General features: G+C 73.1%; 12 protein-coding genes. 5 read left to right on the top strand and 7 right to left on the bottom strand.

What is annotated here, in order from left to right; all coding sequences use genetic code 11:
- Position 1 precedes the first annotated feature (1 nt).
- The gene (locus JQN84_RS08850) at positions 2-1,333 is read left to right on the top strand and encodes an ABC1 kinase family protein (protein WP_204957859.1); all 1,332 of its coding nucleotides are present in this window, start codon (positions 2-4) and stop codon (positions 1,331-1,333) included.
- Between the two features lie 314 nt (positions 1,334-1,647).
- Here JQN84_RS08850 and JQN84_RS08845 read toward each other — a convergent pair whose 3' ends face one another.
- From JQN84_RS08845 to JQN84_RS08835, 3 genes are all read right to left on the bottom strand, one after another.
- On the bottom strand, positions 1,648-2,013 hold the full coding sequence (locus JQN84_RS08845) for a WhiB family transcriptional regulator (protein WP_204957858.1): 366 nt from the start codon (positions 2,011-2,013) through the stop codon (positions 1,648-1,650).
- 131 nt (positions 2,014-2,144) lie between these two features.
- Positions 2,145-2,402, bottom strand: coding sequence for a hypothetical protein (locus JQN84_RS08840; protein ID WP_204957857.1), 258 nt, complete (start codon positions 2,400-2,402; stop codon positions 2,145-2,147).
- Positions 2,403-2,526: 124 nt separating this feature from the next.
- Positions 2,527-4,707: an ATP-dependent DNA helicase UvrD2 gene (locus JQN84_RS08835; protein ID WP_204957856.1), complete on the bottom strand. Its 2,181-nt coding sequence runs from the start codon at positions 4,705-4,707 to the stop codon at positions 2,527-2,529.
- 89 nt (positions 4,708-4,796) lie between these two features.
- On the opposite strand from JQN84_RS08835, the gene JQN84_RS08830 reads away from it, so the two are divergent.
- On the top strand, positions 4,797-5,039 hold the full coding sequence (locus JQN84_RS08830) for a mycoredoxin (protein WP_204957855.1): 243 nt from the start codon (positions 4,797-4,799) through the stop codon (positions 5,037-5,039).
- 65 nt (positions 5,040-5,104) lie between these two features.
- On the opposite strand, the gene JQN84_RS08825 is transcribed toward JQN84_RS08830, so the two are convergent.
- A complete protein-coding gene (locus tag JQN84_RS08825) occupies positions 5,105-6,391 on the bottom strand; it encodes an MFS transporter (RefSeq protein WP_204957854.1) in 1,287 nt (428 codons plus the stop codon).
- Positions 6,392-6,623: 232 nt separating this feature from the next.
- On the opposite strand from JQN84_RS08825, the gene JQN84_RS08820 reads away from it, so the two are divergent.
- The 3 genes from JQN84_RS08820 to JQN84_RS08810 all read left to right on the top strand — a co-directional run bounded on the left by JQN84_RS08820 (position 6,624) and on the right by JQN84_RS08810 (position 8,391).
- Positions 6,624-7,598 carry a helix-turn-helix domain-containing protein gene (locus tag JQN84_RS08820; RefSeq protein WP_204958196.1) on the top strand — a complete coding sequence of 325 codons (975 nt, stop codon included), beginning with the start codon at positions 6,624-6,626 and terminating at the stop codon, positions 7,596-7,598.
- A gap of 73 nt (positions 7,599-7,671) precedes the next feature.
- Positions 7,672-7,890 (top strand): DUF397 domain-containing protein, encoded by a 219-nt coding sequence (locus JQN84_RS08815; RefSeq protein ID WP_204957853.1) that lies wholly within the window; start codon positions 7,672-7,674, stop codon positions 7,888-7,890.
- A 237-nt stretch (positions 7,891-8,127) separates the two neighbouring features.
- Entirely contained in the window at positions 8,128-8,391 is a 264-nt protein-coding gene (locus JQN84_RS08810; RefSeq protein ID WP_204957852.1) for a hypothetical protein, read from the top strand.
- Between the two features lie 116 nt (positions 8,392-8,507).
- Here JQN84_RS08810 and nudC read toward each other — a convergent pair whose 3' ends face one another.
- From nudC to JQN84_RS08795, 3 genes are read right to left on the bottom strand one after another with little or no spacing between them, the layout of a single operon-like run.
- Positions 8,508-9,455, bottom strand: coding sequence for an NAD(+) diphosphatase (gene nudC / locus JQN84_RS08805; RefSeq protein WP_204957851.1), 948 nt, complete (start codon positions 9,453-9,455; stop codon positions 8,508-8,510).
- Positions 9,452-10,777, bottom strand: a complete 1,326-nt coding sequence (locus JQN84_RS08800) for a M16 family metallopeptidase (RefSeq protein ID WP_204957850.1) — start codon at positions 10,775-10,777, stop codon at positions 9,452-9,454. The genes nudC and JQN84_RS08800 overlap by 4 nt, the downstream gene beginning before the upstream one ends.
- Positions 10,774-12,084 carry a M16 family metallopeptidase gene (locus tag JQN84_RS08795; protein WP_204957849.1) on the bottom strand — a complete coding sequence of 437 codons (1,311 nt, stop codon included), beginning with the start codon at positions 12,082-12,084 and terminating at the stop codon, positions 10,774-10,776. The genes JQN84_RS08800 and JQN84_RS08795 overlap by 4 nt, the downstream gene beginning before the upstream one ends.
- Positions 12,085-12,127 lie beyond the last annotated feature (43 nt).

Below are 12,127 nucleotides of genomic sequence, written 5' to 3'. Positions count from 1 at the left end.
GGTGACCGACATCCCGCGCCGCGCCGTGTCCCGGACCGCCAAGCTCGCCGCTCTGCCGCTCGGTTTCGCCGGTCGGACCGTCCTCGGGATGGGCAAGCGCGTCACCGGCATCGCCTCCGACGTCATCTCCGCCGAGATCCAGCAGCGCACCGCCGAGCAGCTCTTCAGCGTCCTCGGGCAGCTCAAGGGCGGGGCGATGAAGTTCGGCCAGGCCCTGTCGGTGTTCGAGGCGGCCCTGCCGGACGAGATCGCGGCACCCTACCGGCAGGCGTTGACGAAGCTCCAGGAGGCCGCCCCGCCGCTGCCGGTGGCGAGTGTGCACAAGGTGCTCGCGGAGCAGCTCGGGCCGGACTGGCGGGACCGGTTCGTCGAGTTCGACGACGCGCCGGCCGCGGCGGCCAGCATCGGCCAGGTGCACCGGGCGGTGTGGCGGGACCCGGAGACCGGGGTGTCCCGGTCCGCCGCCGTCAAGATCCAGTACCCGGGCGCGGGGGACGCGTTGCTCGCCGACCTCAAGCAGCTCTCCCGGCTGGGCGGGATGTTCCGCGTCATCCAGCCCGGCCTGGACGTCAAGCCGCTCCTGGCCGAGCTGCGGGAACGGATCACCGAGGAGCTGGACTACGAGCTGGAGGCCGAGTCGCAGCGCGCCTTCGCCGCCGCGTACGCCGACGACCCGGAGATCTTCATCCCGGCGGTGCTCTCGTCGTCGCCCCGGGTGCTGGTCACCGAGTGGATCGAGGGGACACCGCTGGCGGACATCATCCGGGAGGGCACCGAGGCGCAGCGCGACACGGCCGGCCGGTTGATGGCGACCCTGCACCTGTCCGCCCCGCCCCGGGCCGGGCTGCTGCACGCCGACCCGCACCCGGGCAACTTCCGGTTGCTGCCGGACGGCCGGCTCGGTGTGATCGACTTCGGCGCGGTGGCCCGGATGCCCGAGGGCACCCCGGAGCCGATCGGCCGGCTGCTCGGGCTGTCGTTGCGCGGCGACGCCGACGCGGTCGTCGCCGGGTTGCGCGAGGAAGGTTTCGTCAACCCGACCGAGCCGATCGACGCGCAGGCGCTGCTGGACTACATCCGTCCGATGCTGGACCCGGTGGCGCAGGAGGAGTTCCGGTTCACCCGGGCCTGGCTGCGCGCCGAGGCGACCCGGCTGGCCAGCCCCAAGTCGCCGGCCTTCCAGTTCAGCCGACAGCTCAACCTGCCGCCGTCGTACCTGCTGATCCACCGGGTGACGCTGGGCTCGATCGGGGTGCTCTGCCAGTTGGAGGCGAAGGCCCCCTACCGGGGGATCCTGGAGCGCTGGCTGCCCGGCTTCGCCCCGGTCGCCTGACCGGCGACGGCCGACCGACACGACGCGGGGGCGGTGACCGTGATCCGGTCACCGCCCCCGCGTATCAGTGGTGGTTTCAGAGAACGCCCAGGTCGCGAGCCGACTGGCTCCGGCTGTCCATCGCGACGGTACGGGCGGAACGGTGCGCCTCAGTGCTCGTGGTGGTACGACCGGCCTGAGGCCGGCGCATTCGAGCCCGGGACAACGCTTCGTGGAGTAGTTGCATCTCGGTTCCGTTCGGCAGGTGCAGCATCGGGGTCAACTCTCTCTCTGGGCCGACGACTGTCGGCGGTGGGTGGAACGGATCGGGTGGGTCAGGCTGCCAGTCGTACCGCGCTGCGCGAGGTGGCCAGACCATTGGCCGCCAGTCGCGCCTCGGCCTCGACCCGGAGGGCGGCGTCGCGGGCGAGGTCCTCCTTGCGCGGACGGCCCCGGGGCCGCTTACGCGGGACGACCGCGCCACGCTCGAAGATCTCGCCGCCCCAGACGCCCCACGGCTCGGCCCGCTCGACCGCCCCGGCCAGGCACTCGACGCGCAGCGGGCAGTCCCCGCAGAGCGACTTGGCCAGCTCCAGGTCGGTGGGCGAGTCGGAGAACCACAGGTCGGGGTCGAACTTCCGACAGGGCAGGTTCGCCTCCAGCTCGACGCTCACGTCGAGGGGGGCCAACGCCAGACTCATCTCCCGGTCACCTCTCTCTCACTTCGATCTCGTGGATCGCATTTCCGACGTACTTCGACGGGCAAAAAACTGAGGCCGCGGATCCCGGTGAGCGGGTTCCGCGGCCTCGAGGTGAGCCGGTGGTCTGAGTGTCAGACCGGTCTACCTCGAGGTGGAACGCCGCGGACATCCATGCGCTTCGTGGCGACATCGATGCCCAGACCCGTGAAGCCACTGGTCCCCTCGACACCCGCAGTCGGCGCAACAGTCAGGTTCAGCTCGGCCTGAACCGAGACCTGGTGCACCTGCGGGATCGACGGTCGCGGAGCGGCAGGGGCCACCCACGCAGCCGACAGCGGAGCGCAGGCAGCTGGCATCGCCGCCGGACGCTCATAAGTGATGATCTCCACGGGTGCCACCTCCCTCACGTTCCTCGTGCCGATTCGGACTCAGCCCCCGTGAGCAGCCGTTATGGCGCTGCTCCTGAGGTGCGTCCTGAGGCTATTCCTCGCCACGGGGCGAGGGCAAACGAATTTACGACGAGATTTCGAGAGTTTTTTCCGGGCCGATCTCGTCGACCGTCGCGCCGGCCACCAACGCCAGCACCGCCTCGCCGTACAGGCCGAGTTTGCGCGGGCCGATGCCGGCGATCGCGATCAGCTCCTCGACCCGGCCCGGTCGCCGTTCGGCCAGCGCGACCAGGGTCGCGTCGGTGAAGACCACGTACGCCGGGACCCGCTGCGCGCCGGCCACCCGGGCCCGCCAGTCGGACAGCCGCTCGTAGAGCTGCTCGTCGATGTCGGACGGGCAGGTGGGGCAACGGCCCAGCTTGCGGTCGGCACCGGCGAGCAGGGTCGCGCCACAGATCCGGCAGGAGACCACCGGGGCCCGCCGCCGCTCGACCGCCCGCTTCGCCGCCCCCGCACCGCCCGACCGGGCCGCACCGGCCCGTTCGCCGCCACCGCTGCGGTCCAGCTGGGGCAGGAACCGCGACGGCCGGCGGGCCCGCCCACCCGGGGAGCGGGCCGACGCGTACGACAGCCAGAGCCACTGCCGGGCCCGGGTGATCCCGACGTAGAGCAGCCGCCGCTCCTCCTCGACCTGCTCCGGGGTGCGCGCGTACGAGGTGGGCAGGGTGCCCTCGGAGAGCCCGACCAGGAAGACCGCGTCCCACTCCAGCCCCTTGGCCGAGTGCAGGGAGGCCAGGGTGACCCCGTCCACCGTCGGCACGTGCTGCTGGGCGGCCCGCCGGGCCAGCTCGTCGTTGAAGTCGGCCAGGCTGGCCTGACGCTCCACCGTCGCGGCCTCGCCGATCGGCAGCACCTCGGGGGTGGCCGCGTACTCCTCGGCGAGCTGGACCAGGGCGGCGAGCGCCTCCCAGCGTTCCCGGGCGGCGCCACCGGGTGGGGCGGTGTCGGGCGTCCAGCCGACGGCGGTCAGCGCCTCCCGGACGGCGATCGGCAGCGGCGTCTCGCCCGGGATCGAGCGGGTGGCGGCGCGCAGCGCCACCATCGCCTGGCGGACCTCGGCACGCTCGAAGAACCGTTCCGCCCCCTGCACCACGTACGGGACGCCGACCTCGGTCAACGCCTTCTCGTACGCCTCGGACTGGGCGTTGGTGCGGAACAGCACGGCGATCTCCTTCGCCGGGGTGCCGCCGTCGACGAGCACCCGGCAGCGGGCCGCCACCGCGGACGCCTCGGCCGGTTCGTCGGTGAAGATCCGCAGCTCCGGTTCGGGGCCGGGCGGGCGCTGGCCGTGCAGCTCCAGCCGCAGTCGCGCCTCGGTGCCCCGGGCCTGCCCGATCACCGCGTTGGCCAGCCCCACCACCTGCGGGGTGGACCGGTAGTCACGGACCAGCCGGACCACCGTGGCCGCCCGGTGCCGGCGCGGGAAGTCGATCAGGTACGCCGAGGTGGCCCCGGTGAACGAGTAGATCGTCTGGCTGGCGTCACCGACCACCGTCACGTCGTCCCGGCCGCCCAGCCAGGCGTCGAGCAGCCGCTGCTGGAGCGGGTTGACGTCCTGGTACTCGTCCACGACGAAGTGCCGGTACTGGCCGCGTACCTGCTCGGCGACGTCCGGGTGCTCCTCGATGCCCCACACCGCGGCCCGCAGCATGTCCTCGAAGTCGATCACCCCGGAGGAGCGTTTCAGCCGCTCGTACGCGGTGAACACCTCGGCCACCTTCGCCGGCTCGTACGGCGTCTCGCGCAGTGCCCGGGTCGCGGCGACCACGTACTCCCCCGGCTCGACCAGCGACGACTTGGCCCACTCGATCTCGCCGGCCAGGTCCCGGGCGGCGGCCCGGTCGGCCCGCAGGCCGACCTTGGCGGCGGCCAGGGTCACCACCCGGACCTTGCTGTCCAGCAGCTCCGGCATGGCCCGCCCGGACAGCAGCCGGGGCGCGAAGTAGCGCACCTGGCGCAGCGCCGCCGCGTGGAACGTCCGGGCCTGCACGCCCGGCACCCCGATCAGGGCCAGCCGGTGCCGCATCTCGGCGGCGGCGCGGGCGGTGAAGGTGACCGCGAGCACGTGCCGCCCGGAGATCCCGCCGGTCAGTACCCGGTGGGCGATCCGGGAGGTCACCGCCCGGGTCTTGCCGGTGCCGGCGCCGGCCAGGACGCAGACCGGGCCGGCCGGGGCGGTCACCACCGACCGCTGCTCCGGGTCCAGCCCGGCGAGCACCGTCTCCGCCGCTGAGTGAACCGCCACAGCGAGGAATCATCTCAGCTCCGGCCGGTGTTGCACCGGTTAGCCTGGCCTGACCCGGGCCGGCGCGGTGACCCTTGGAGGATCCGACGATGTTGACCATGTATTCCACCTCGTGGTGCGGCTACTGCCACCGGCTGAAGTCGCAGCTGGACCGGGAAGGCATCGGGTACGAGGTGGTCGACATCGAGCAGGACCCGAAGGCCGCGGAGTTCGTGATGGGCGTCAACGGCGGCAACCAGACCGTGCCGACGCTGCGCTTCGACGACGGCAGCGCCCTGACCAACCCCTCCATCACCCAGGTCAAGCAGCACCTGGCCACGATCGCGGGCTGAGCCCGCCCCGTCTCGTGCAGCGGCCGGCCCGCACCGGGGCCGGCCGCTGCGTCGTGTCGTGGGGGTCAGCGCCCGGGCAGCCGGTCGGCGGTCGGGTCGGGCAGCGGACGACGGGGGGCCGGGATGCGGGCCACGGGCGGTGTCGTGGGCGGGACCGGCGGCTTCGGCGGGACCGGTGGGCTGAGCCGACGTCCCCGCCAGAGCCACAGGCCGGCGGCTGTGGTGACCACCCCGACGAGCACGAAGAGCAGCCGGTAGTCGAACACGCCGACGAGCAGCGCCCCGGCCCCGATGGAGACCGCCTGCGGCCCGCTGACCAGCGCCTCGGAGGCGGCGGTGACCCGGCCGAGCAGCCCCGGCGGGGTACGCCGCTGGACCAGCGTGGTCAGCCCCACCATGGTCAGCGGCAGGGACAGCCCGGCGAGCAGCAGGGCCAGCACGCCGAGCCGGAGGTCCGGCCAGGCCAGGATCAGCGCGGCCGGACCGAACAGGGTCACCCCGACGGCGAGTGCGCCCAGTTCGCCGACCCGGCGCACCACCGTCGACGAGAGCAGGCCGCCCACCAGGCCGCCGATCCCCTGCACGGCGATCAGCACCCCGACGAAGGCGGCGTCACGGCGCAGCCCCTGGTCGACGTACGCGAAGATCAGTGACTCGGTGAAGCCCATCACGAGCGAGCCCAGGCCGTAGCCGAGCAGGGCCCGGCGCAGGGCGGCCTCGTGGGTCAGGTGGCGCAGCCCCGCCCCCAGTTCGGCCGGCCAGCGCAGGGCGGCGGCGGCCGGCGGGTGCTCGGTCACCCGGAGCAGCCCCACCACGGCGGCGGCGACCACGAACCCGGTCATCGCCAGGCTGGTCAGCAGCCAGCCGCCGACCGCGGCGTAGAGGGCCGCGCCGGCCAGCGGGCCGCCGAGGCGCAGGCCCTGCCGTACGGTCTGCAACGCCCCGTTCGCGTCGGCCAGCAGCTCGCTCGGCACGAGCTGGCGGAGCAGCCCGCTCAGGGTCGCGTGCAGGGTCAGGTAGGACAGCCCATAGCAGGCGGCCACCACGTAGATGACCCAGACGTCGGACCTGTCGTGGACCGCGAAGAGTGGGCTGAGCAGCAGGGCCGTGCCCAGGTTCGCGATCACGAAGAACGGCCGGCGGCGGTAGCGGTCGACCACCCAGCCGATCAGCGGGGCCAGGATCATCGGCGCGATGATCGCGAAGATGGTCGCGCCGGCCAGCCCGTCGGAGCCGGTCAGGTCCTTGACCCAGATGGCCAGGGCGAGCAGCAGCATCGATTCGGCCGCCATGCTGGCCAGCAGCGCGACGAAGAGCAGACGGAAGTCGGGGCGGCGCAGGACGGTGCGCATGGGTTCCCTCCGGCGGGGGTGGCGTCCGGCTGGACGCGTACGGGGGAACTGCCGCCGGTGGGGACGGCGTCGTCCCGGGCCCGGCTGACACGTTCCACAGTCGTCTTTCTGTCGCAAGACACGCCCTCGCCGGGACCTCCGACGCCGGTCGCGCCGTCCATACTGACCGTGGGGGTCGAGTTTCATACAGTTACCGTCGCGTCTCGTGACGGTCTACGGAATCGAGGACACCGTGCCTCCTGCCGTACCGAGCCCGATCCTGCGTCGCCGCAGGCTCGGCACTGACCTGCGTCGCCTACGCGAGGCGGCGGGACTCACCGGCGACCAGGTGATCGAACGCATCGGCTGGGCGTCGGCGTCGAAGCTGTCCCGGCTGGAGAACGGCCGCAGCCGGCCCGACCCGGAGGACGTCGCCATCCTGCTCGACCTCTACCGGGCCGCCCCCGCCCTGCGGGAGGAGTTGCTGGTCATCACCGAGGAGGCAGGTGACATGCGCGCCTGGCGCAAGTCGTACCCGGTGATGACCCAGCAGCAGCTGGGCTGGGCGGAGCTGGAGGCGGGCTGCGCCCACATCCGCGAGTACAACCCGGTCCTGGTGCCGGGGCTGTTGCAGACCGAGGGGTACGCCCGGCTGCGGATCGTCTCGGCCAACGCCGCCGCCGCGTCGGCCGACCCGTCCGCCGGGGACGACCCGGAGACCGAGGTCAAGGCGCGGTTGGGCCGGCAGTCCCTGCTGGACCGGCCGGACGGTCCCCGCTACACGGCGGTGCTGGAGGAGGCGGCGCTGGGTCGCCGGGCCTGCCCGCCCGACGTGCTGCGGGATCAGCTCGCCCACCTCTGCGAGCTGGCCATGCTGCCGAACGTGACGCTGCACCTGCTGCTGCGCGACACCCGGATCGGCGAGTTCTACCTGCCGCCGACAGCCTTCTCGCTCTACCGGTTCACCGATTCGCAGGACCCGGAGACGCTGGCGATCGAAGGAGGCTTCATCGACGTCATGTCAACCGAGGCATCTACGGTAAATCGCTATAAAGTGGCGTTTGAGTGGCTAAGCTCGGCGGCGCTCTCCGCATCGGACACCCTTTCCTGGCTCTTCACGGCGACGGGACGGCTGACCGACACGGCGGCCTCGTCCTCGACGGTCCCGGGTCCGACAGCAGCGCCGGCCCAACGCCGCCGGCAACCTGGACGCCTGACGGAGCGGTGACACACCGACCCGTCGGGGCCGGGCGACCGCCGCTCGTTTCGTCGAAGCAGTTCCAGGAACCAGGAGCAGAGCCATGAACGAGACCCAGACCGTGCCCGCCGACCTGCGCTGGCACAAGAGCAGCCGTAGCCAGACCTCCAACTGTGTGGAGGTCGCCCGGCTGCGTACCGCGACGACCGAGGTGGCGCTGCGGGACAGCAAGGACCCGGACGGCCCGGTGCTGCTGTTCCCGCGCGCCGGCTGGCTCGGCTTCCTCCGGGGCACCAAGGACGGCCAGTTCGCCCTGGACTGATCCGGTCACCACAACGGGGCCGTCGGCAGCCTGCCGGCGGCCCCGCGTCGTCGCGTCGCCGCACCCGTCCACTCCGCCCGGCCGACCCACCTGAGCAGGCATCGGATGATCGGACAGGACCCCGGCCGAAGGCCCACGTTCGCCTTGCCAGGAGCATCGGCGGGCGTAACATGACGATCCAGTGACGTGGAAGTTCCACAACGTAGCCGGCCACCCGCGCTCCGTCCGGAGACCACCATGCGTTACCTGATCGTCCGTACCGACATCCGCACCGCCGCCGACATCGACCTCGCCGCCGCCTGGGCCGGCGGAGGTTGCCTACGCAACGAGACCACCACCCCCGAACCACGCCGACAGACCGTGCACGCCGAGGACCGGGACGCCGCTCTGCTGCTGGCCCGGGCCCTGTCCACCGTGGGTGCGGTCCGCGCCGGCCGGCAGCGGGTCAAGGTGCTGCCGCTCGGCGAACCCGGCCGACGGCACCGGAACCCGCCCGGCTGAACCGCCGTCCGTCGTGGCCGGTCCGGCCCGCCGGGTCGACTCCCCGCCCGGCCACGACGACCCGCGTTCCCGGCCCGGGGCCCGTCGCGGCAACGACGGCCCGGGGCCGGGACCGGTCAGCAGTGGCCGTCGAGCCAGCGGTGGATCAGGAACAACGCGATCGACGACGGCGGCGGCAGGATCACCCGCTCGCCGTCCCCGGCGTCCACCGCCCGGCCGGCCAGCACCGCACCGATCTCCCGCCTGGTGAACCAGCGGGCGTACGCGATCTCCGTCGGGTCGACCCGCACCGGCTCCCGGGGGTCCGCCTCGGCCAGGTAGCCCAACATCAGCGAGCCGGGGAACGGCCAGGCCTGGCTGCCCGCGTACGTGATCCGCCCGACCCCGACGCCGACCTCCTCGCGGACCTCGCGCAGCACGGCCGCCTCGACGGACTCCCCCGGCTCGACGTACCCGGCGAGGCAGGAGAACCGCCGCTGCCCCGGGGTCCGTGGCCAGGTGGCGTTGTTGCCGAGCAGGCAACGCCCGTCCGGGCCGTCCACCCCGTCGTGCACCAGCACGATCATCGCCGGATCGGTACGCGGCCACATCCGGTGGCCGTCCGTGCCCACCCGCGTCCAGCCACCCTCGTCCACCTCCGTCCGGTGTCCGCTGCGGGGTGACCAGCCGTGCCCCAGGTGCCAGTTGACCAGGGCGAGCGCGGTGGTGAAGATCCCCGCGTCCCGGTCGTCGAGCAGGTGGCCGATCTCCCGCAGGTTGGCCTCCCGGGTCCCCGGCAGCTCCGGCAGCGGGGCGTCCACCGCGAAGACCGGCACCCCGTCCGGCTCCACCCCCAGGAAGAGCCGGTACGCCTGCGGAGTCGGGCCGACCTCGGCGGCGTCCCGCAACACCAGCACGGGCGGGTTCGCGTCGGCCCGGACCAGGGCGCGACCGTCCCGGGTCGAATCCAGCACCAGCACCCGGGCCCGCTGCCACGCCTGCGCCAACCACTGCGGGTCGGTACGCCGGTGCGCCGCCCGGTCCAGGGTGGACCGGGCCAGTGGCGGCGCGGTCTCCCCGCTCACGCCGACTCCGTCCGGACCGGGGTGAGGGCGGCCAGCGGACCGGCGATCCGTTCGGCGTCACCGAGCACCACCACCACCGCCCGCGCCGGGGCGAGGTAACGGGCACCCACCTCGGCGACATCGTCGACGGTGACCTTCGCCAGCCGGGCGGCGTGCTCGGCGAGGAAGTCCAACCGCAGGCCGCTACCCGCGTACGCACTGGTCAGCGCGGCCAGCCCGGCCTGGGTGGAGATGCCGAGCTGGAGGGTGCCCAGGGCGTACTGGCGGGCCTGTTCCAACTCGTCGGTCCCGGGCGGCACCGAGGCCAGCCGGCCCAACTCGTACGTGGTCTCCAGCAGGGCCGGCCCGGTCACCTCGGTCGCCACCTCGGCCCCGGCGACCAGCACCGACCCGGCCACCGAATGCTCCACCGAGGAGTGCGGGCCGTAGGTGTAGCCCTTGTCCTCCCGGATGTTCTCCGTCCAGCGGGACGAGAAATAGCCGCCGAAGATCAGGTTCGCCAGTTGCAGCGCGGCATGGTCCGGATGGGTGCGGGGCACCGCCGGCAACGCGATCCGCAGCGAGGACTGCACCGAACCGGGCCGGTCCACCAGCAGCAACGGACCCGGTTCCAGCGGTGGCGCGGGTGGCAGCTCGGCACCCCGGCTGTCCCCGGTCCAGCCGCCCAGCGCCTTCTCCGCCGCGTCCAGCGCCCGCTCCGGTTGCACGTCACCGACCAGCACCAGCACCGCCTCGGCCGGGTGCACCCGCTCGGCGTGCAGCCGGCGCAGCGCCGCCGGCCGGACCGCGCGGACCTGGTCGGGCTCGGGGGTCTGCACCGCGTACGGGTGCCGGCCGTAGATCCGCCGCAGCAGCGCTGTCCGGGCCAGGTGGGCGGGCTGACTCAACGCCACCTGGATGCGGTCCACCAGCCGGTCCCGCTCGGTCTGCACCCAGTCCGCCGGGTAGCTGGCGTCGGTCAGCACGTCGGCCAGGAGCTCCAGCATCCGGTCCAGCCCGGTGACCAGGCCCGCGCCGGACAGCATCAGCCGGTCCGGGTCGGCCCCCGCCGAGAGCCCGCCGCCGACCCGCTGCAACTCGGCGGCGATCTCGGTGGCGGTGCGGGTGCCGGTGCCGGCCAGCACCGTCTCGGCGAGCATCGCGCCCCGGGCCAGGTGGGTACGGCCGAACGGCATCCACAGTCGCAGCTCGACCAGGGGTACGGCGGGCCGGCGTACCGCGATCACGGTGAGCCCGTTGGCGAGCCGCCGCTCGGCCTGCCGGGGCAGCTTGAGCCGCCGGGTCGGCCCCAGCGGCGGAAGTGCCCGGTTGGCGGTGGTCATTTGGCACCTCCGGGGATGACCTCGATGGAGGCGCGGCGGTCCGGTCGCAGGGTGGCGGCGGCGGCGCGGACCTGGTCGTCGGTGACCTCGCCGACCAGCCGGGGCAGGTCGTTGAGCAGTCCCGGCTCGCCGCGCTGCTGCTCCAGCACCGCCATCCGCAGCGCCCGGCCGAGCACCGCGTCGGTGTCCCGCAGCAGGTGGGTGGCCATCCGCGCCTGGGTGCGGGCCAGCTCGCCGTCGGTCAGCCCGTCGGTGGCCAGCCGGTCCAGCTCCTCGTCGATCGTGCGCAGCGCCTTGTCCACGTCGCCGCCGGGCGGCAGGTGCGCCTGGAGCAGCAACGCGGTGGGGTCGCGGACGTCGAACGGGTCACCCATGAAACCGAGGTAGCCGCCGAGGCCGGTGACGCTGCGGTCGCGCTGCACCATCCGCTCGACCAGCCGGGAGGCGTCCCCGTCGGTGAGCACCTCGGCGAGCACCACGTAGGGCAGGTAGCCGGCGAAGTCGCCGACCGGGTCGGGCACCCGCCACGCCGAGGCCACCGCCGGCAGCGGCGCCAACTGGTCGGTGTACGCGGTGCGCCGCTCGGCGGTCAGGTCGGGCTCGGTGAAGTCGGGGCGCTGCGGGGCGGGGCGGGCCGGCACGTCGCCGAAGTGCCGTTCGACCAGGGTGGTCGCCTCGGCGACGTCGATGTCCCCGCTGACCGCGAGCACGGCGTTGCCGCTGGCGTAGTAGCGGCGGAAGAAGTCGGCGGCGTCGGCGACGGTGGCGGACTCCAGATCGTCGAAGGAGCCGTAGCCGTCGTGCGCGTTGGGGAAGGTGTCGAACATCACCGGCGGCAGGGTCAGCCAGGGGAACCCTCCGTACGGCCGGTTGAGCACGTTGACCCGGATCTCCTCCTTGACCACGTCGACCTGGTTGCGCAGGTTCTCCTCGGTCAGCCGGGGGCCGCGCATCCGGTCGGCCTCCAGGAACAGCGCCCGTTCCAGGGCGTTGCCGGGCAGCGTCTCGTAGTAGTCGGTGTAGTCCAGGTGGGTGGAGCCGTTGAAGGTGCCGCCGGCACCCTGCACGTGCCGGAAGTGGGCCAGCTTCTCCAGGTTCTCCGAGCCCTGGAACATCAGGTGCTCGAAGAGGTGGGCGAAGCCGGTGCGCCCCTGCGGCTCGGAGCGGATGCCGACGTCGTAGACGACCGCCACACCGATCACCGAGGCGCTGCGGTCCGGGGTGAGCACCACCCGCAGGCCGTTGTCGAGGGTGAACCGCTCGACCGGGTACTTCGTCGCTGGAATTCTCGCTCTCCGGGTCGGCACGTGATCGACCCTAGCGTGTCGCCAGCGGTGACACGGGCGTCCT

This window comes from Micromonospora humidisoli (genome assembly GCF_016900955.1).
GTDB classification, from domain to species: domain Bacteria; phylum Actinomycetota; class Actinomycetes; order Mycobacteriales; family Micromonosporaceae; genus Micromonospora; species Micromonospora wenchangensis.
This window is presented reverse-complemented; position numbering and strand designations above follow the sequence as displayed.